The following is a 20267-nucleotide window of genomic DNA, read 5'->3' on the forward strand; positions in this document are numbered from 1 at the left end:
TCTCCTACCTGAGGGTCGAGAGGTACGCCACGAGCTGGTCGATCTGCGCTGCGGAAAGCACAGTCTTGAAGTTGTCGGGCATGAAGGAGCGTCCGCCTGAAGAGAACATCTGGCCTTCCACGAGATAGGCGTGTGGATTCTCGATGGATTCGCGAATGTATCCCGCAGCATCGGTAGCGGTGCCCTTGTAGTCGTCATCGGCGACGTGTTTCCCAGCCATCGTCGCTATGCCGGCCAGGCTGGGTCCGGCGAGGTTGACCCCTGGCGCTGTCGAGTGACAGGCGAAGCATCCCGGCGGAGTCTGCCTGAACAGCACCTCACCCAGCGCGATTGGCTGGTCAGACGCGGCGCGTGCGGGCGATTCGGCAGTCTCAGCTCCACGCAGCTGACCGCCACTAACCAGGATCGGCCGCGGCGGCCATCCGTTGTTGTCGATGCGCGAAACCCAGCCAAGGAAAGCGATGACCTGCGTAATCTCCGACTCACTGAGTCGCGGGTTCGGCATCAGCCTGCGGTGCACCTTCTCCGAATAGAACTGCGAGGGGTCCTTGAGGAACGCGCGCAGATAAGCGTCGCCCCGCTGCTGAGCGATCTTGGTGAGATCGGGCGCATAATAGGCGCCCTCTCCGAGAAGCGTGTGGCAGTTCACGCAATTCTTACGGTGCCAGACATCCTTTCCCGCACTCACGTCCGGTGTGATGAGCTCCGCATGCGTGAGTTTCGCGAACTGCCTGTGGCTGTCGAACGTCAGTCCGAGAAAAATTGCGGCGAAGATGAACGTGCCGACGGCAAAGAACATCCGCGTCTGTCGCTTAGTCATTGTTTTCCCCTAAGCAGCTGAAGGACGTAGCTCGGCGATCAATCAGACGGTGATGTCGTTCCAGTTGGCGAGTACGTGCCATCCAGCGTAGCCGATGGAGACCAGCATGAGTGCGAGGACCAGCCATAGAACCAGGCGGCCGTACACAAAGACTGCGGGCGTTGACGCATCAGGCAAGCCGCTCTCTCCTGAAGAAATGTGCGAGAATAAAATGCAGCCGTGAAACATGTTGGTGTCGACTGCGCGTTCGCAATCAGCGTTTCCCCTACGGTGCGTGCGCCCTCGTGGCCAGTTCATCCTGAATCCGCGCAATGAAGTCCGCCACGGGCATCACTTCCTGCTTCTTCCCCGCCCCCCGCACACGCAGCGCAAGCGAGTCGCTCTCCGCCTCACGCTTCCCGACAATCGCCATGTACGGAATCTTGAGCGTCTCCGCCTCGCGTATTCGATAATTCAAAGTCTCGGACCGATCGTCGAGATGGACGCGGGCGCCCCGGACCTTGAGGCGCTCGACAATAGACTCGGCAGCCTGACGCGCCTCGTCGGAGATTGGAATCACTCTCACCTGCTCGGGAGCCAGCCAGAGTGGAAACGCGCCGGCGTAATGCTCTACGAGCCCACCGACGAATCGCTCCATCGATCCGACGAGAACGCGGTGCAGCATCATTGGCCGATGCGGTGTGTTGTCCGCACCGGTGTACTCGAGCTCGAACCGCTCGGGAAGATTGAAGTCGAGCTGCACCGTGGGGCCCTGCCATTTGCGCCCGATCGCATCGATCAGCTTGTAGTCCAGCTTCGGTCCGTAGAAAGCACCGCCACCAATGTCCATCTCATAAGGCTGGCCCCGCTCCGTCATCACCTCGGCGAGCGTGCGCTCAGCCTTCTCCCACAGCTCGGGACTTCCAAGGGCTTTGTCGGGCCGGGTTGCAAGCTCGATCGTGTACGGATAGCCAAACGCGCAAAGCATCTCGTCAACGAGGTCGAGAAGTCGCTCTATCTCTGACGGCACCTGCTCCGGAGTGCAGAACACGTGTGCATCATCCTGCGTGAATCCGCGCACTCTCAGCATTCCGTGCAGCACGCCACTTCGCTCGTACCGGTACACAGTTCCAAACTCGGCGTACCTGATCGGCAGATCGCGATACGAGCGCGCCTTCGACTGGTAAATGCAGATGTGCCCCGGGCAGTTCATCGGCTTCGGGCGGTACGACGCGCCCTCGACGTCCATCGCGCCGAACATGTTCTCCTTGAAGTTCTCGAGGTGCCCGGAGATCTGAAAAAGCTTCTCGCTCACGATGTGCGGCGTATACACGAGATCGTATCCGTGCCGCTGAATCAGATCGCGCTCATACGTCTCGATCTCGTTGCGGACAATGGCACCACGGGGATGCCATAGAATGAGTCCCGGGCCGACCCTTTGATCGACGGAGTAGAGATCGAGCTGCTGGCCGAGAAGCCGGTGGTCGCGCCGCTTTGCTTCCTCAATGCGGTGGAGATAAGCCTCGAGATCCTCCTTCGAGAACCACGCGGTCGCATAGATGCGCTGCAGCATCTGACGCTTCTCATCGCCGCGCCAGTAAGCTCCGGCCGTGTGCAGCAGCTTGAAATGACGCAAATACGATGTGTCCGGCACGTGCGGGCCGCGGCACAGATCGATGAACGGTCCGTCCGTATAGGTCGAGATGATTTCGTCGTCACTGAACTCCGAAAGCCGCTCGATCTTCAGCGGATCATCCAGGAATCTCTTTCGCGCTTCGGACTGGCTGACCTCTTCGCGGATGAACGGATACTTCTCCTGCACGACCTTTCGCATCTCTGTTTCGAACGCCTCGAGATCCTCCGGCGTGAACGGCTCCGCGACCTCGAAGTCGTAGTAGAAACCGTCCTCGATGGCCGGGCCGAATCCGATCTTCGCGTCAGGCCGCAGGCGGCGCACCGCCGTCGCCAGAATATGCGCGCCGGAGTGGCGCAGAACATCGAGCGCGATCGCGTCCTTTGCCGTAAGAACGCGAAACTCGCCGCTCTTTCGAAGGGGAGTGATCAGGTCGATCACCTCTCCGTCGACCTCGACCGCCAGAGCGTCCCGGAGCAGCCGCGAGCCGATGGAGGCAACCACATCGCGCGGCAATGTTCCCTCCTCGACCTGGCGCGTAGCGCCGTCGGGGAGTGTCAACGTCAACATGTCTTTCCTCGTGAAAATCGGGGGGCGGCGGCTGGCCTTTAACTTGCTCCCGCTTAAGCTATCCTTCGAGAATATCCTTCGCCACAGGATCGCATACATGTCACCCTTCAGATACCAGGATGAAGAATCCGCTTCGACCGGAGCGCTGTACATCGCGCTTGGCGCGCTCGCCGGATTCGCCGCAGGAGTCGTCGTCGCTCAGCATTACGGCGGAGTTACCGGACTCACTGATCGCATTCGCGAAAAGTTTGGGCGAGCTCAGGCCGGCGACACGACGGAAGATGAACACGAAGAGTACGAGACCTCGTACGACGACGACCACGAGCGTCCGCTCGAGCCAACCGAGGAACTCGAGGAGCGAGTCCTCGAAGCGTTCCGAAACGACCCGATCCTGAGCGAGCGCGCAATCGACATCGGCGCCCTCGACGACGGAATAGTCGAGCTCACCGGCTGGGTCAATGCAGCCGACGAGGCTGAACAAGCAGTGGTAATAACGCGTGGCGTACCGGGCGTGGACACCGTTGTCAACCGGCTCGCCATCAGAACCGAGGAGGACCTCCTGGACGATATGGCTGAGGACTACGAGGAAGCCGTTGACGGGGTGGGTGGAGGACAGTGGGAAGGCCAGAACATCGGCACAGGACGCAGGCGACAGGGAAACTCCGCCGAGGTCGACCGTCATGCCGACCCGAGGCAGGAGCTGGAGGAAAAGGAGCTCGACCGGATTTTTCTGAACGCCGATGAAGAGGCCGACGTCAAGGCCGAGCGGCGACAGCGATCCAAGAAGCCACCGAAGACCGGTCGTGCCGACGGATCGCCCCTTGCGCCGGGAGGCGTTCCAAAGAGCGACCACGTCGCCAATCCACTCGAAGCTCCTCCGCAGGAAATCCCAGGGCAGTAGTCTCGACCTGCGGGACCACGAGCTGCAAAACGGAGCGGCCGGCTTTCCAGCTGGCCGCTCCGCGCTGCTTACAACCACAAAATTGCGCGGTTAACTTGCGCTGGACATGACCGCTACACGGGAAAACGCCGAGCTCTCACCCCAGTACGACCCGGCGGCCAACGAGAGCGCGATTTATCGCGAGTGGGAGGAAGCCGGTGTCTTCACCGCGCACGCGGAGCGATCGCAGCCAGCGGGAGGTGACCGCCAGCCTTTCGTGATCGTGATGCCGCCGCCCAATGTGACGGCGGTTCTTCACATGGGACACGGTCTCAACAACACCGTGCAGGACGTGATCATCCGCTGGCGACGGATGTGCGGAGACGAAGCTCTGTGGGTGCCGGGAACCGATCACGCAGGTATCGCGACACAAAATGTCATCGAGAAGCAGCTCGGCGCCGAGGGGAAAACCAGATTCGACCTCGGACGCGAAGCTTTTATCGAGCGGACCACGGAGTGGGTCGGTGAAACCGGTGGAACGATTCTCCAGCAGCTCCGAGCGATCGGCGCGTCGTGCGACTGGAGCCGAACGGCGTACACTCTTTCGCCGGCGCTCAGCGAAGCGGTGCGCGAGGCGTTCGTTCAGCTGTACGAGCGTGGTCTGGTATATCGCGGACATAGAGTCATTCACTGGTGCCCGCGATGCCTGACTTCACTGAGTGACGAAGAGGCTGAGCATAGTGAGGAGGCCGGGCATCTTTATCACGTCCGGTATCGCGTGAACGCCTCTGCCGGTGCCAGCGGTCCAGAGTGGATCAGCGTCGCCACCACACGCCCCGAAACGATGCTCGGCGATGTTGCGATTGCTGTGCATCCTGAGGATGAGCGTTACAAGGGCGTCGTTGGTGCGACAGCCACGCTGCCGATCGCAAACGTCGAGATACCGATAATCGCCGATGCGGAAGGCGTGGATCCGACGTTTGGAACCGGAGCAGTCAAGATCACTCCTGCCCACGACGCCAGCGATTTCGAGGTCGGGAAGCGTCACGATCTCCCGATGCCGGTGATCCTCTCGCCCGACGGCCGAATGGAGAACGGCGCCGATGCTGATAGTCGAGTGCCCGAGTCACTCCTCGGACTGGACCGGTTCGAGGCGAGAGAGCGCGTTGTCGAAATGCTGCGCGCGCTCGGTCAGCTGGAAAAAGTCGAGCCGTACACGCACGGAGTGCGTCACTGTTACCGGTGCGACAGTGTCGTCGAGCCGCGCCTCTCCGATCAGTGGTTCGTGAAGATGAAACCGCTGGCGGAGCCTGCGCTCGCGGCGGTGACGGATGGACGAATCCGGTTCCTGCCTGAACGGTGGGAAGCCGTCTACATCAACTGGCTCGTTGGAATTCGCGACTGGAATATCTCGCGGCAGCTGTGGTGGGGGCATCGCATTCCTATCTGGTATTGCGACGCGTGCGGCGAGATCACCGCGAGCCGTACCGATATTGAGAAGTGTCCGAAATGTGGAGGCGCAGTCAGGCAGGACCCTGACGTGCTGGATACGTGGTTCTCGTCCTGGCTATGGCCTTTCTCCACACTCGGCTGGCCGGACAAGTCGTCGAAGGACCTGCAGGCGTTCTACCCGACGGACGACCTCATCACTGCGCCGGAGATTCTTTTCTTCTGGGTGTCGCGGATGATCATGGGCGGCTTCGCTTTCATGGGTGAGACGCCGTTTCATACGGTCTACCTGCACGGCACAGTGCGCGACATGCAGCACGTGAAGATGTCCAAATCGCTTGGCAACGGCATCGATCCTCTCGACGTTGTTTCGCTATACGGCGCCGATGCCCTCCGCTATACGGTCATCGCCGGACTTGGCATGGGGGCGGAGCTCATGCTCGACCCCAACGACCTGGAGAAGTCATTCGCACCAGGCCGCAACTTCGTCACGAAGCTGTGGAACATCGGTCGATTCCTGCTGTCGAACGCCGGCGACGAACCGGTGAAGAAAATTTCCGATCTCGATCCGTCGAGACTGACCCGCTCGGACCGGTGGATTCTGCACAGGCTGAACGAGGCGATCGGTGAGTGCGATGCCGCACTCGGCCCTGCGCGCCCGCGCGACGGTGTGTGGAGGCCGGATGAAATGCGCGCGGGAGTCAGGCTCAGCGAATTCGTCGAGTCGGCGCGGCAGTTTGTCTGGAACGAGCTCGCGGACTGGTACGTCGAAGCAGTGAAGCCGCGTCTCGCCGGCTCGGGCGAAGACCGTGAGGTCGCCCGAGCGGTGCTTGCAGAGGTCTTTGGCGCTTCGCTTCGGCTGCTCCACCCGGTTGTGCCGTTCATCACGGAGGCACTCTGGAGCCGGATGCCATCGAGCACAGACAGCGACAGCGGGATGATTGTTACGGCGAGCTGGCCGACGGCGAATTCTGCCTACGCCGCGGAGTCCGACTTCGAGGTGGTGCGCGAGGCCATCATGGCGGTGCGACAACTTCGCGCGGAATACTCGATTCCGCCCGGCCAGACGATTAAGGCCGAGCTCCTTCCGCCCGCATACGGCGCGGCGGCATCTGCTGCAGAGGGTTCTCGAATTCTTCTCGAAGAAGCGCAGCTGATTCAGCAGCTCGCCCGCTGCGAGATCGTCGAGTATCCGCCGGGCAACATGTCCGACATGGGAACTCACGCTGGCGGTAAAGGATCAGTGATCCTGCTTGCCGGCGGATCGAGATTGTTCGTGCCACTCGGCGGCGTAATCGATATCGACAGGGAATGCGCAAAGGCGAGAGCGGAGCTCGACAAGCTTGCAAAGCAGCTCGACTCTCTGGCGGCCCGATTGCAGAATCCGGGCTTTACCGATAAGGCGCCACCGGAGGTCGTCAGATCCGAACGTCAGAAGCAGCACGACTGGGGCCGGCGGCGAGAGCAGCTTGCAGAGAAGGTGAGGGCTCTTTGCGGGAGCTGACCGCCCATCGACCGTTTCGTCTCGTCGCCGTTGCGTCAACACTTATCGCCATTCTCGCGGTTTGTGCGTCGCCAGGCATTCCGCCCGGAGGTCCAGTCGACACGGCCGCGCCGCAGCTGGTTGACATTGCACCCGACAGCGGAGCAACAGCGACAACTCCGAAGGCCGCAATCTTCCGCTTCGATGAAGTCGTGAGCGAGCGCCCCACCGGCGCGGCCTCGCTGAGTGCGTTGTTTCTGATCTCGCCACGCGAGGGAACGCCCGATGTGGACTGGCACCGCGAGGCGGTTTCGGTGCGCCCGAGTCGCGGATGGCGGCGCAACACGGCGTACACCATCACGATGCTTCCCGGCATGAGCGACCTGCGGGGCAACGTGCGCAACGCTGGCGCAGTCCTGGTTTTCTCGACTGGGGCGGACATCCCGCAGTCGAGAATTGCGGGCACCGTCTTCAACTGGCTCACCGGTCACGCTGTTGCTCGTGCATTCGTGGAGGTCCGGCCGGTTGCGGACACCACGATTGCGTACGTCGCCGCGACCGACACGACAGGCAGGTTTCTCGTTTCAAACGTTGCGCCAGGCAGGTACTCGGTGCGGGCATTCATAGATGACAACAGCAACAGGGGTCTCGATCCCCGAGAGGCGTGGGATTCTGTCACGGTCGCACTCACCGACACGGCTCGGGTCGAGATGTTTGCATTTCCTCACGACTCGGTTGGTGCACGGCTGGCGAATGTTGGCCTGAGAGACTCCGTTACACTGGAGCTGCTGTTCGATCACGCAATCGACGTCAACCAGCAATTCAATCAGTCGTCGATCAGCATCAGAAGGGCTGATTCCGTGGACATTCCGGTGATCAGCGTTACAAAACCGGAGCTTCCCGCCGACGCAACCGCCGGCACCGCACGGCGACCCTCGCGCGCCATTCCCTCCACCAGCCTGGTGGTGCGCATCGGGACACCGATCAAAACGCGAACTACGCTGCGCATTCGCACGATCGGTGTGCGCGGATTGGAGGGCATTCCATTCACGACGGACAGAGTCGTGATCGTCGAGCCGCCACCGCCACCCCCGGCAGCCCAGCCTCCAGGCGCTGCTCCGGGGGCGCGCCCTGTCACTCCCCCTCCCCCTCCCCCTCCACCGCCGCCGCCCCCGCCGCCCCCGCCGCCCCCGCCGCCGATCAGACGATGAGCGATCCTCGTAGAAGTCTGCCGAGCGTCAGCGTGCTGCTCGAGACCGAGGAGGTGCGTTCGCTCATCGAGCGGCATCCGCGAGCGCTGGTCGTAAACGCGATTCGTGACACGCTCGACGAGCTGCGGGCAGGCGCTGCAGGCGAGGGCGGCCCCGGACTTCTCGAAACGATCGCCGAGCGAGTCGAGAGGGCAGCCCTCCCCTCCCTGACTCCTGTATTCAACCTCACGGGGATCGTGCTCCACACGAATCTGGGACGGGCTCCGCTCGCTAATGTTGCACTCGATGCGGTCCTCGCACTCGCGGGAGGCTACAGCAACCTCGAGTACGACCTCGATACCGGCCGGCGCGGCAGTCGCTACTCACACTGCGTGTCGCTCCTTTGCGGGCTCACCGGGGCTGAGGATGCAATCGTCGTGAACAATTGCGCGGCGGCACTGGTCCTCACGCTGAGCGCGCTTGCTCGCGGACGCGAGGTAATCGTCTCACGCGGGGAGCTGGTAGAGATCGGCGGCAGCTTCCGCGTTCCGGATATCATGGGCCGCAGCGGCGCCACTCTGGTGGAAGTCGGCACGACGAACCGGACGCACCTCGATGACTACGTCCGCGCAATTACCCCGCGTACGGGTGCAATCGCGAAAATCCATCGCAGCAACTTTACGATCGAGGGCTTCGTGGCGGACGTCGGCGTGAGCGACCTCGTACCCGTGGCAGGCGAGCACGACATTCCCATCATTCATGACCTGGGCAGCGGCCTGATCATTCCGCTCGATGAATTCGGACTCTCGGGTGAGCCTACGGCACACGCCGCGCTGACGGCGGGCGCCACCGTCGTCACGATGAGCGGTGACAAGCTGCTCGGCGGGCCGCAGGCAGGAATTATCGTCGGGAAGGCGCACGCGATTGCGCGACTGAAAAAGGACCCGTTCGCAAGGGCGTTGCGCGTCGACAAGATGACAATTGCCGCACTTGGCGCGACGCTTCAGCTGTACCGCGATCCCGAGCGTGCTCTCGCCGCGATCCCGACGCTGGCGATGATCACCGCGCCGGTAGCGGAAGTGCGCGAGCGAGCCTCGACGCTCGCTCGCGCGCTGCGGGACTCGAACATTGACGCCGAAGTCGTGCCGAGCCGCGCGAGTGTCGGCGCGGGCGCTTTTCCGACCCGCGAGATTCCTTCCGCGGCCGTGACTATCAACGGCGATGCCACCGCGCTGGAGCAGAAGCTTCGGTCCGGCAGTCCTCCGGTAATCGGAAGAATTGCCGACGACCGGCTAATTCTGGACATGCGCAGCGTTCCGGCGGCACACGACTCGCGGCTCACGTCCGCAATCCTTCGCGCGCTGGCGTGAACGCTCTTCCCAGCGCCGTTTTTCTGGACCGCGATGGGACCATCATCAAGGACGTGAGCTACCTGTCGCGACCCGAGCAGGTGGAGCTGCTCGACGGAGCAGCGGAGGCGATCGCTCGAATCAATGCAGCCCTCGTCCCGGCTGTGATCGTGACGAATCAATCAGGCATCGGTCGCGGATATTTCTCGCTCGCCGATTATGAGCGAACCGAACAGCGGCTCAACTTGCTTCTGGCCGAGCGAGGCGCGCGCATCGACGCAACTTACTATTGCCCTCATGCTCCCGAAGAGGGTTGCCGGTGCAGGAAGCCCGGCACACTTCTCTTCGAAAGAGCTGCCGAGGACCTGGGTATCGACTTACGGAATGCACTTTTCATCGGGGATCGCTTTCGCGACATCGAGCCGGCAATGAGCTTCGGGGCAAAGGGCGTTCTCGTCCCCATACCCACAACGCCGGGCGACGAGATCGCGCGCGCTCACGAATCGGCCCGTGTTGCGGAGTCTCTCTCGCTTCCACTCGACTGGTATCTGTGCACGAATTAACGGACATCGCCACGAATCGCTGTCAAGACCGTAAATCATGAGTCACGGCTCTTCCTGAGAGCTTGATCGCGCGGTAAAATCGCGCATGGCCGCACGCATCGCCGTCCTCGCGTCGGGCGGGGGAACGAACCTCCAGGCAATTCTCGACCACTTCGCGAGTATCCCCAATCCGGCGGGCACCATCGTGCTCGTCGCTTCCAACCGGGAAAAATCCCGGGCGCTCGAGCGCGCTCGCGCGGCGGGAATTCCATTCGAGGTATTTGACGCAACCGACGATGGCGCCGCACTCCTCGCGCTGCTCCATGAAGCGGCCGCGGATCTCATCGTGCTCGCCGGCTATCTCAAGCACATTCCGGAGGATGTGATCCGCCGCTATCACGGACGGATCATCAACATCCATCCGGGACTTCTCCCCGATTTTGGCGGGCCTGGCATGTACGGGTCCCGAGTGCACGCCGCCGTCCTCGCGTCGGGCGCGACGAGCACGGGACTCACAATCCATTTCGTCGACGACGAATACGATCACGGTCCTGTCATCGCACAATGGCGTGTGCGGGTGAAGATCGACGACACGGCTGAATCGCTCGCCGAGCGCGTTCTTTCGGCGGAGCACATCGTGTATCCACGCGTCGTGGACATGGTAGCTGCGCTGAGCAACGCTGGACTCGCGGCGAATTTCTGAGATGCCACTCGCACTCCTCTCGGTATCCGACAAGACCGGCCTCGTAGAATTTGCTCAGGGGCTCGCTCGCCTCGGCTGGTCACTCGCATCCACCGGCGGTACGGCGAAGGCACTGCGCAACGCAGGCCTGACGGTGCGTGAGGTCAGCGAGCTCACTGGCTTTCCTGAAATGCTCGAGGGCCGCGTCAAGACACTTCATCCCGCCGTTCATGGGGGACTGCTTGCGCGGCGCGACCTGGCCGAGCACATGAGTGCGCTCACCGATAAGGGGATCGAGCCGATCTCGCTTCTGGCTGTGAACCTGTATCCTTTCCAGGCAGTCTCTTCGCGTGAGGGTGTAGCCGCGGAAGAGGTCATCGAGAACATCGACATCGGGGGGCCGTCGATGCTGCGCTCGGCCGCAAAGAACTTCGCGGCCGTGACGGTGGTGGTCGATCCAGCGGACTACACGCGAGTGCTCGCCGGACTCGAGGCGAACGACGACGACCTGGATCTGCGCCGTCTCCTCGCGGAGAAAGTGTTCGCTCACACAGCGGCGTACGACGCAGCCATCGCGAAGTGGTTTGCCTGCGAGCGCCTGGACGATTTTCCCGACCGCCTCACGCTCTCCCTCGCGCGGCGACAGACGCTTCGTTACGGCGAGAATCCCGGGCAGCGCGCCGCCTTCTATACGGAGCGGCCGGGCAACGGTCTGGCGGGTCTGACGCAGAAGGGCGGAAAAGAGCTCTCGTTCAACAACCTGCTCGACCTCGAGGGCGCACTGCTGGCAACTGATCCGTTCGAGGACGAGATCTGCTGCGCAATCATAAAGCATACAACGCCGTGCGGCCTCGCCACCGGAGAGTCGGCGCTCGACGCGTACCGGAAAGCGCTTGCGTGCGACCCCGCTTCGGCATTTGGATCGGTCATCTCGTTCACGGTTCCAGTCGATGCCGAAACTGCGGAGGCGATATCGAGTCTCTTCGTCGAGTGCCTCGTGGCACCGTCATTCAGCGCGGAAGCTCTCGAGATCCTCGGTCGGAAACAGAATCTCCGCGTTCTCGAGGGCCGGGCCGAGTGGGGGAAGCACGCGCTCGACTACAAGCGCGTCCGAGGGGGAATGCTCCTTCAGGAGCGGGCAGTTCCGCCTGCCGAGCTCTCGGCATGGACGGTCGTCACGAGAAGGCAGCCGACGGACGAGGAGCGAAAAAACCTGATGTTCGCGTGGCGCGCGGTGGGAAGCGTGAAGTCGAACGCAATTCTCCTTGCCCGTGACGGCGCGACGATTGGAATCGGAGCCGGACAGATGTCACGCGTCGACGCAGCGTTTCTCTCGGTGCACAAGGCAGGACTCGCCGGGCATGACACTCGCGGCGCAGTGCTTGGCTCCGATGCGTTCTTCCCGTTCCGTGACGGCGTCGATCAGGCAGCGGACGCGGGAATAACGGCGATCGTCCAGCCGGGCGGCTCGGTTCGCGACGCAGACGTAATTGCCGCGGCCGACGAGCACGACATCGCCATGGTTTTCACCGGCCAGAGGCAGTTCCGACACTAGGTCGCACGCGGCGAACGTGAAGCGCGCGGCGGTCGCGGTCGTAGGCGGTGGAGTGATTGGCGCAAGCATCGCGTACCATCTGGCAAAACGGGGCGTCCGGGATATCCTCGTGCTCGACCGTGGACGCGAGCCCGGCGAGGGCAGTACCGGCAAGGCGACCGGCGGGTTTCGCGCGCAATTCGCGACCGGCGTCAACGTGCGACTGTCATTGCTCGCGCGCGAAAAACTGCGCCAGTTCGCTGACGAGATCGGAGCCGATCCTGGGTACGTGCAGGCGGGTTATCTGTGGATAGCGAGCACGCCCACGGCCATGGACGCGCTGCGGGCGGCAGTGGCCATCCAGCATTCCGCCGGCCTCACTGAAGCCGCCGAGATAGACGCCGAAGAGATCGGAACAATCAATCCCGCGGTTGACTTGAATGCCGTCATCGGGGGCGCCTGGTGCCCAACCGACGGCTTCATCTCGCCAATGCAGATGCTCAATGGTTACATCGATGCGGCGACGCGCCTTGGGGTGAAGTTCGAATGGGACGTGGAAGTGAGCGAGATACTGATTGAAACGAAGCGCAACACTCGCCATTTGAAGACGTCTCGAGGTCCCGTGTCAGTCGATGCCGTGGTCAACGCGGCGGGGGCGTGGGCAGGTATGCTTCCATGCGGTGACCGCGGTGAGCTTGCCGTGAAGCCACTCAAACGTCAGGTCGCTCTGAGCGAGGCAACCGATCTACTTCCTTCGTCGATGCCGATGACGATCTTCGTCGAGAGCGGCTTTCACCTCCGGGTACGGAATGGGAGAGTGATGCTGGTCAGTCCTACTCCCGAGGCGAGCGATAATTCACTCGAAAGCGGCGTGGATGACGATTGGCTCGACTCGGTCCTCGTGGAGGCGGTCGGGCGCGTCCCTGCCCTCGCAGATCTCCGTCTCGATCGACACGCGTGCTACGCGGGGTACTACGAGATGTCGCCGGACAGGCACGCGATTCTAGGTCCCGCACCGTGGTGCGACAATCTTTTCCTCGCGAACGGATCCTCGGGGCACGGCGTGATGCACGCTCCGGCGATCGGGCAGCTGCTCGCGGAGTTCATCTGCGACGGCGTTGCGTCGTCACTCGACGTGAGCGCGCTCCGGCCCACGCGTTTTTCGGAGAGGGCGCCGAACGTGTCTACGGAGCTCCTCTGAGATGCGCACGGAAGATTTCTGGTGTAGTTTCGCACCATGAAAAAGCCTATTCTTGACACCGATATGACACGGCGCGGATTCGTCGGTGCCGTGGGAGGCCTGCTCGCATCGTCCACACTGCCCGCGGAATCAGCTGCAAACACTGCGGCGGGAAAAAAGCTCAGCAGGATCGGGCTGCAGCTCTACACGGTTCGCGACGAGATGCAGAAGAACTTCGCCCGGACGCTGGCCCGAGTGGCTCGAATTGGCTACAAGGAAGTGGAATTCGCCGGCTACTTCGGAAACTCGCCAAGAACCGTGCGCAACCTGCTCCGCCAGTACGGCCTGACGTCGCCCGCGTCGCACGTGGGCTTCCCTGTTCTCGGCAAGGAATGGGACAAGACGATCGAGGATGCGCTGGTAATTGGAAACCGGTACGTCATCTGCCCGTGGATCGATGAAAAGCAGCGGACGCTCGACGGGTACAAGCAGGTTGCGGAGCTGTTCAACAAGGCCGGTGAGCGCGCGAAGTCGGCGGGCCTTCAGTTCGGCTACCACAATCATGATTTCGAGTTCAAGAAGCTTCAGGGCCGGCTTGCGTACGACCTCCTGCTCGAGGAGACGGACCCCAAGCTGGTTGTGATGGAGCTGGACGTCTTCTGGATAACGAACGGAGGGCACGACGCTCTCGCCTACTTCACGCGGTATCCTGGACGCTTCCCGTTGCTTCACATCAAGGACAGGGACGCAGCGGGAAAGATGGTGGACGTCGGCAAGGGCGCGATCCCGTGGCGAGCAGTTCTCGCGCGCCGCGGCATTGCCGGCACGAAGCATATTTTCGTGGAGCACGACCAGCCAGGTGATGCCTTCGCGTTTATCAGCAACAGCTACCGGTATTTGAGAACACTCGACGCATGACGCAGCTTGCTCCTCCGCGTAAGACTTACGACGTGTGCATCGTTGGCTCGGGGGCCGGCGGAGGAATGGCTGCCTACGCGCTCACCAAAGCCGGCGCGGATGTAATCCTGCTCGAGGCCGGAGGGCCGTGGTACGGATCGCGCGACGGCAAGATGCTCATTCCGAACTACGCCAGTCCCCGACGCGGCGCGGCGACGAAGCTTCGTCCCTTCGGCGAGTTCGACGCCTGCGACGGTGGCTGGGAGATTGAAGGCGAGCCCTACACAGTTGCAACTGGCTCCCGCTTCCTCTGGTGGCGCGCGCGTATGCTCGGCGGGCGCACGAATCACTGGGGAAGAATTTCTCTTCGGTTCGGGCCTGACGACTTCAAGCGCAGGAGCCTTGATGGAATCGGAGACGACTGGCCTATCGGCTATGAAGACGTAGCGCCCTACTTCGACCGCGTCGATCGCCTCGTCGGGATCTACGGCAGCAAGGAGGGCATCCGCAACGAGCCCGACGGAATCTTTCATCCGCCGCCGGCGCCGCGCTGCTACGAGCTGCTCGTCAAGAAAGCGAGCGACAAGCTGAGGATCACCTGCATCCCGGCTCGAAGGTCAGTCATTACACAGCCACTGAACGGAAGACCGGCGTGCCATTACTGCGGCCAGTGCGATCGCGGATGCACCACGAGATCGAATTTTTCCAGCCCTGACGTTTTCATCGCACCTGCGCAGGCGACGGGAAAGCTCACACTGCTCACGAATGCAATGGTGCGCGAAGTGGTCGTCGGGCCTGATGGAAAGGCGACCGGTGTCTCGTACGTCAACAGGCTGAATGGAGAGGAGCTGCAGGTGCGCGCGCGCGTCGTCGTTCTGGCGGCCAGCGCGCTCGAATCCTCGCGCATCCTTCTCAATTCCAAAACGCCGAAGTTTCCGCAGGGGCTCGCCAATTCGAGCGGCACGGTCGGCAAATACATCACCGATACGACGGGGACCGACGTCGCAGGGTACATCCCCGCGATGGAGAACCACGTCACGCACAACGAAGACGGCGCGGGAGGCATGCACCTCTACATGCCGTGGTGGCTGAACAACAAGAAGCTCGATTTTCCCCGCGGATACCATATTGAAGTGTGGGGAGGAATTCGCGCGCCCGGCGCGGGATTCATGGGCGGAATCCAGCGCTACCCGTCGGGCGGCGGATACGGCAAGCAGCTGAAGGCCGACTACCGGCGGTACTACGGGGCGACGATTGGATTGTCGGGTCGGGGAGAGATGATCCCCAACGACCACAGCTACGCCGAGATCGATCCCAATGTTGTCGACCGATTTGGCATTCCGGTTCTGCGCTTCCACTGGCAGTGGACCGACTACGAGCTGAACCAGGTCCGCCACATGCAACAGACATTCCGCGCTCTGATCTCGGAGATGGGGGGGCAGACGTTCAGCCCAATGCCCACGAAGGAACAGGACTACGCGATCGCAACCGGCGGGCAGATCATCCACGAGCTCGGCGGTACCCGCATGGGGAGTGATCCGAAGACTTCAGTGGTCAACGAGAACTGCCAGGCGCACGACGTGAAGAACCTGTTCGTCGCGGACGGTGGGCCGTTCGTCTCACAGGCGGACAAGAATCCGACGTGGACGATAATGGCGCTTGCGTGGCGAACCTCGGATTACATCGCCGATCAGGTCAAGAAGAGAGCTTTATGACCGCTCCCGCCCGAACAAAAACAACGCTCGATCGCCGCGAGGCAGTAAAGGCGCTCGCGCTCATTCCATTCGCTTTTACCTTCGATCTTTCGGCTCCGCAGACGGCACGCGCAACGCGCGCGATGGCCGATCTGGCTGCGGCGCCCGACACCTACACGCCGAAGTTCTTCAAGGCGAGCGAATGGAAAACGGTGAGAATGCTCGCCGACTACATCATCCCGCGCGATGAGCGGTCGGGGAGTGCTACCGAAGCGAAGGTGCCAGAGTACATCGATTTCCTCATGGCCGACAAGGACGCCTCCGAGTCGACCAGAATAGCAATGCGCGGCGGACTTGGATGGCTCGACTTCGAGTGCATCGAGCGATACGGAAAGAACTTCGTGAACTCTACCGACGCTCAGCGCCGGCGGGTGCTCGACGACATCGCCTGGCCGAAGAAGGCGAGACCAGAGATGAGTCACGGTGTCGCGTTCTTCAATCGCTTCCGTGACCTCACCGCCGGCGGATTCTTTTCGAGCGAGATGGGCTGGAAGGACGTTCGCTACGTGGGGAACGTCTTCAATCCCGGGTGGTCGGGGTGTCCGCCTGCAGCCCTCGCAAAACTCGGAGTTACCGGCAACGAGATGAAAACGCGCGTCCCCGTCGAGTGAACGGCGCTCGCCTGGGAGTCGGGATCGTTGGAAGCGGATTCAACGCGCGCTTCCACATTCAGTCATTCACCGGCGTTCGTGACGCCGACGTGCTGGGCGTCTGGAGCCCGAACAAAAAGAACGCAGCAGCAACCGCTGAGCTCGCACGGAACCTCGAGGTCGGCGAAGCAAAAGCTTATTCGTCCATCCGCGAGATGGTCGCCGATCCGCGAATAGATGCGATCTGGCTCTGCGGCCCCAATCAAGCGCGCATTTCGAACATGGAGGAAATTGTCTCGGCAATTGCAGACCGCGCAGGAACTTTGCGCGGGCTTGCGTGCGAGAAGCCGCTGGCACGCAACGTCACAGAGGCAAAGAAGGTTGCGCGCCTCGCCGCCAGCGTCGGACTCAACACCGGCTACCTCGAGAATCAGCTCTTTTCGCCAGAGGTAACACGCGGCAAGGAGCTTATCTGGGCGAGAGGTGCCGCGCTCACGGGCAGACCGTACCTGGCGCGCGCTGCCGAAGAGCACAGCGGACCGCACATGCCGTGGTTCTGGCAGGGCACTCTACAGGGTGGCGGCGTTCTGAACGACATGATGTGTCATTCGGTTGAGCTCGTCCGCCACCTGCTCACAGCTCCGGGAGCAGCGCGGTCGTCGGTCCGGCCGGTTCGCATCACCGGACATGTCGCTTCGCTCAAGTGGTCGAGACCGGAGTACGCCAAGCGCCTCTCGAAGGCGATGGGAAAGGAGATCGACTATCGGCGACGGCCGTCTGAAGATTTTGCGCGTGCGATGATCGAGTACGAAGCCGACAGCGGCGAGCGCATGATTGGCGAAGTGACCACCTCATGGAGCTTCGTCGGCGCGGGACTTCGGCTGTCCGCCGAGCTGCTCGGCCCGGAGTACTCGCTGTCATGGAATACTCTCGACAGCGGCCTCAAGCTTTTCTTCAGCCGCGAAGTGAAAGGAAAATCGGGTGAGGATCTCGTCGAGAAGCAGAACGCGGAGATGGGCTTGATGCCTGTCGTTGCCGAGGAAGCGGCGGCCTACGGATACGAGGGCGAGAACCGGCATTTCGTCCGCGCCTTCCTCAACGATGAGAAGCCGATGCTGACATTCGAGGACGGCGTCGAGGTGATGCGGATTCTCATGACGGCCTACATGAGCGCCGCGAAAGGCAAGACTCTCGACTTCCCGCCGCGCGGCCTGGATTCGTTCGTGCCGGACGTGGCGAAGGGAAAGTGGAAACCCTGAAGACCACCGAGCTGCTTCTCCGATAGCTCGGAATCTTCGCTCAGCTTCATGAGCGTTCCGATCGACACGAACTGCAGCCCTTTCTGCTTGCCGGCCGCCAGAATGTCCGGGAGTGCTTCGATGCTGCGACTCGGATCGCGTATCCCATCGTGCAGAATGACGATAGCGCCAGGGCCAAGATTCTTGTCGACGAGCCAACGGATGTAACGCACTGGTGGACGAAGGGGATCGTGCGGATAGGCATTTCCGAGAACCGTCGTGTATCCACGTTGCCGGGCGAGCCGAATCTGTCCAGGTCGCGCAATTCCCCCCGGTGGACGAAACAGTTTTTTCGGCCCCGGAATTCCGATCGCCAGCTCGGCCCGATCGAGGTGACCGAGAAAGGTCGAATCGCCATGGCACAGCGTGGACGCATCCATGACGTAATGATTTCCAACCTCATGCCCTTCCGCTTTGATTCGCTGAACTAGCTGGGGATGCGATCGGGCGCGATCACCGATTAGAAAGAAGGTCGCGTGGGCGCCGTGGCTTTTCAGGATTGCCAGGACGCGCGGTGTGTATGTCGGATCCGGCCCGTCGTCGAACGAGAGCGCGGCGAATGGTTTGTCTGTTGCAATCCGCCAGACAACGTTGGGAGCGAGCCTCTCGGCCACCGCGAACGCAGCGGCGGGCTCAGTCCAGTAGACGAGCTGCGACAGGAACAAAAACGCGCCCGCGATCCACAGCGTGCGGACGACCTGCCTGCGCACGATCCGTTTACGCCGAGGCACCAGCTACAACTACAGCGGTAATGGCTCCGGCACGACTTTGCCCACCGGCTCGACACGCGCAGCCGGAGTGGGACGGAAGAGCAGCGCAAAGATGACCAGGATCACGGCGGCCCCTATCGCGGGGACCATCCAGATCGAGCGCCAGTCGTGCGTCGCAACTCCATTCGCGCCGATCGTCGCATACGCATCGACGACGCGTCCTGAAGCCCACGATCCGATGTACAGTCCGACGCCAAGCGTTATGAACGCGAGCAGCCCCTGCGCAGCGGCTCGAACCCTCACGCTGGCGGCCTGATCGACATAGATCTGCCCGGTTACGAAGAAGAAATCGTAACAGATGCCGTGAAGCAGAATTCCGAGGTAGAGCATCCAGACCAGTGAGCCGGTATCTCCGAGCGCAAACATGAAGTAGCGGACGCTCCACGCCGCCATGCCCACGAGCATTATCGTCTTCACGCCCATCTTGAGCAGAGCCCACGGCAGCAGCAGCATGAATCCGATCTCGGACATCTGGCCGAGCGTCATCTTCGTCGCCGCGGCCGGAAGCCCCGTCTCATTCAGGAAGAGGTTCGTAAAGGCGTAGTAGAACTGGAGAGGGATGCAAAGGAAGAACGAGCCGACGACGAACGTCGCAAACGAGCGATCCTTGAGCAGCGACAGCGCGTCGAGCCCGAGAACGTCCCGTACGCTGAGCGGCTTTCCCGCGGCGTGAGGCGGAGTGTGCGGCAGTGCCAGGGAGTAGACGCCGAGAAGGAGCGAGGCGCCCGCGGCCAATTTCATCGGCAACGACGTTGCTTCCCAGCCCAGCTGGCCTACGATGATCCCCGCCACGATCCAGCCGATGGTGCCGAGTACCCGGACTCTCGGAAACTCTTTTGCCGAATCCTTCATGTTGTCGAAGGAGATCGAGTTCGTGAGCGCCAGCGTCGGCATGAACAGGAGAGCGTACAGAATCAGCACCGGATAGAAGCGCCCGAATGTCGTCATCGTCGAGACGAGATACAGGACGACGGCGCCGGCAATGTGGAGGAGTGCGATGATCCGCTGGGTCGGGAAGAACCGATCGGCGATCATTCCCACGAAGAAGGGAGACACCATCGCCGCGATAGCCGTGCTCCCGTAGGCGAGTCCGATCTGCGTTCCGTCGAACTTCAGAGTGGTGCCAAGATAGGTGCCCATCGTCACGTACCACGCGCCCCAGACGAAGTACTGCAGGAACATCATCACCGAAAGCTTGGTGCGAGCGCTCATCTGGATCACCCCGGTTTTCGAAATGGCGCTGCAAAATGTAGAGGCGAGGGGAATTCAGGGCCAATCACGACCGGACTGCGGACTGCGGCAGTACACTGCGGACTGCGGTACCACACTGCGGTCTGCGGATTAAACTGCGGACTGCGGAATCGCTGCGGCTGCGGAATCGCTGCGGCTGCGGATTAAACTGGCCGCCTGCGAGCTAAACTGCGGACTGCCCCAGCCCGTAGTTGTAGTTGAGGAAGTATTGCGTACCAAATAATTTTGTGAGTGTTGGAGGGATAGTCCTAATTGGTAAGGCAGCGGTCTTGAAAACCGCCGCGCGCAAGCGCTTGGGGGTTCGAGTCCCTCTCCCTCCGTATGAAATTCGATAAAGCGATTCAGGCGATCCGGCACCCGAAGAAGGCCAAGAAACGCAGCGCCATATTTCGCGCACTGGAAGTAGGCGCCGGCGT

17 protein-coding genes and 1 tRNA gene are annotated in these 20267 nt (G+C 61.9%); 13 read left to right on the forward strand and 5 right to left on the reverse strand.

Going from position 1 to position 20267, the window contains the following annotated elements; translation table 11 throughout:
• Positions 1-4: 4 nt before the first annotated feature.
• The 3 genes from VES88_14155 to thrS all read right to left on the reverse strand — a co-directional run bounded on the left by VES88_14155 (position 5) and on the right by thrS (position 3002).
• Positions 5-820: a c-type cytochrome gene (locus tag VES88_14155; protein HYN82632.1), complete on the reverse strand. Its 816-nt coding sequence runs from the start codon at positions 818-820 to the stop codon at positions 5-7.
• 42 nt (positions 821-862) lie between these two features.
• The gene (locus tag VES88_14160; GenBank protein HYN82633.1) at positions 863-997 is read right to left on the reverse strand and encodes a hypothetical protein; all 135 of its coding nucleotides are present in this window, start codon (positions 995-997) and stop codon (positions 863-865) included.
• A gap of 88 nt (positions 998-1085) precedes the next feature.
• On the reverse strand, positions 1086-3002 hold the full coding sequence (thrS, locus tag VES88_14165) for a threonine--tRNA ligase (GenBank protein ID HYN82634.1): 1917 nt from the start codon (positions 3000-3002) through the stop codon (positions 1086-1088).
• Positions 3003-3099: 97 nt separating this feature from the next.
• Here thrS and VES88_14170 point away from each other — a divergent pair, with 97 nt between their 5' ends.
• The 12 genes from VES88_14170 to VES88_14225 all read left to right on the forward strand — a co-directional run bounded on the left by VES88_14170 (position 3100) and on the right by VES88_14225 (position 17791).
• Positions 3100-3903, forward strand: coding sequence for a BON domain-containing protein (locus tag VES88_14170; protein HYN82635.1), 804 nt, complete (start codon positions 3100-3102; stop codon positions 3901-3903).
• Positions 3904-4009: 106 nt separating this feature from the next.
• A complete protein-coding gene (locus VES88_14175) occupies positions 4010-6835 on the forward strand; it encodes a valine--tRNA ligase (protein HYN82636.1) in 2826 nt (941 codons plus the stop codon).
• Complete coding sequence (locus tag VES88_14180) at positions 6823-8025, forward strand: Ig-like domain-containing protein (protein HYN82637.1); 1203 nt, start codon at positions 6823-6825, stop codon at positions 8023-8025. The genes VES88_14175 and VES88_14180 overlap by 13 nt, the downstream gene beginning before the upstream one ends.
• Positions 8022-9374: an L-seryl-tRNA(Sec) selenium transferase gene (gene selA, locus VES88_14185; protein HYN82638.1), complete on the forward strand. Its 1353-nt coding sequence runs from the start codon at positions 8022-8024 to the stop codon at positions 9372-9374. Before VES88_14180 ends, selA begins: the two co-directional genes overlap by 4 nt.
• Positions 9371-9916, forward strand: coding sequence for an HAD family hydrolase (locus VES88_14190; protein ID HYN82639.1), 546 nt, complete (start codon positions 9371-9373; stop codon positions 9914-9916). The genes selA and VES88_14190 overlap by 4 nt, the downstream gene beginning before the upstream one ends.
• 85 nt (positions 9917-10001) lie before the next feature.
• Positions 10002-10598: a phosphoribosylglycinamide formyltransferase gene (gene purN, locus VES88_14195; protein HYN82640.1), complete on the forward strand. Its 597-nt coding sequence runs from the start codon at positions 10002-10004 to the stop codon at positions 10596-10598.
• Position 10599: 1 nt separating this feature from the next.
• Positions 10600-12132 carry a bifunctional phosphoribosylaminoimidazolecarboxamide formyltransferase/IMP cyclohydrolase gene (gene purH, locus VES88_14200; protein HYN82641.1) on the forward strand — a complete coding sequence of 511 codons (1533 nt, stop codon included), beginning with the start codon at positions 10600-10602 and terminating at the stop codon, positions 12130-12132.
• 16 nt (positions 12133-12148) lie between these two features.
• Positions 12149-13312 carry an FAD-dependent oxidoreductase gene (locus VES88_14205; protein ID HYN82642.1) on the forward strand — a complete coding sequence of 388 codons (1164 nt, stop codon included), beginning with the start codon at positions 12149-12151 and terminating at the stop codon, positions 13310-13312.
• Between the two features lie 36 nt (positions 13313-13348).
• Complete coding sequence (locus tag VES88_14210; protein HYN82643.1) at positions 13349-14209, forward strand: sugar phosphate isomerase/epimerase; 861 nt, start codon at positions 13349-13351, stop codon at positions 14207-14209.
• A complete protein-coding gene (locus VES88_14215) occupies positions 14206-15903 on the forward strand; it encodes a GMC family oxidoreductase (GenBank protein ID HYN82644.1) in 1698 nt (565 codons plus the stop codon). The genes VES88_14210 and VES88_14215 overlap by 4 nt, the downstream gene beginning before the upstream one ends.
• The gene (locus tag VES88_14220; GenBank protein ID HYN82645.1) at positions 15900-16553 is read left to right on the forward strand and encodes a gluconate 2-dehydrogenase subunit 3 family protein; all 654 of its coding nucleotides are present in this window, start codon (positions 15900-15902) and stop codon (positions 16551-16553) included. Before VES88_14215 ends, VES88_14220 begins: the two co-directional genes overlap by 4 nt.
• Positions 16550-17791, forward strand: a complete 1242-nt coding sequence (locus tag VES88_14225; protein ID HYN82646.1) for a Gfo/Idh/MocA family oxidoreductase — start codon at positions 16550-16552, stop codon at positions 17789-17791. The genes VES88_14220 and VES88_14225 overlap by 4 nt, the downstream gene beginning before the upstream one ends.
• Here VES88_14225 and VES88_14230 read toward each other — a convergent pair.
• Together VES88_14230 and VES88_14235 are read right to left on the reverse strand one after the other, a co-directional pair.
• A complete protein-coding gene (locus VES88_14230) occupies positions 17695-18561 on the reverse strand; it encodes a polysaccharide deacetylase family protein (protein ID HYN82647.1) in 867 nt (288 codons plus the stop codon). The two genes, VES88_14225 and VES88_14230, sit on opposite strands and share 97 nt — an antisense overlap.
• A 9-nt stretch (positions 18562-18570) precedes the next feature.
• Complete coding sequence (locus VES88_14235) at positions 18571-19812, reverse strand: nucleoside permease (GenBank protein HYN82648.1); 1242 nt, start codon at positions 19810-19812, stop codon at positions 18571-18573.
• Positions 19813-20087: 275 nt separating this feature from the next.
• Between VES88_14235 and VES88_14240 the strand changes: the two genes are divergently transcribed.
• A tRNA-Ser gene (locus VES88_14240) sits at positions 20088-20171 on the forward strand.
• The last annotated feature ends 96 nt before the right edge of the window (positions 20172-20267 follow it).

Source organism: Gemmatimonadaceae bacterium, from assembly GCA_035633115.1.
Taxonomy (GTDB): domain Bacteria; phylum Gemmatimonadota; class Gemmatimonadetes; order Gemmatimonadales; family Gemmatimonadaceae; genus UBA4720.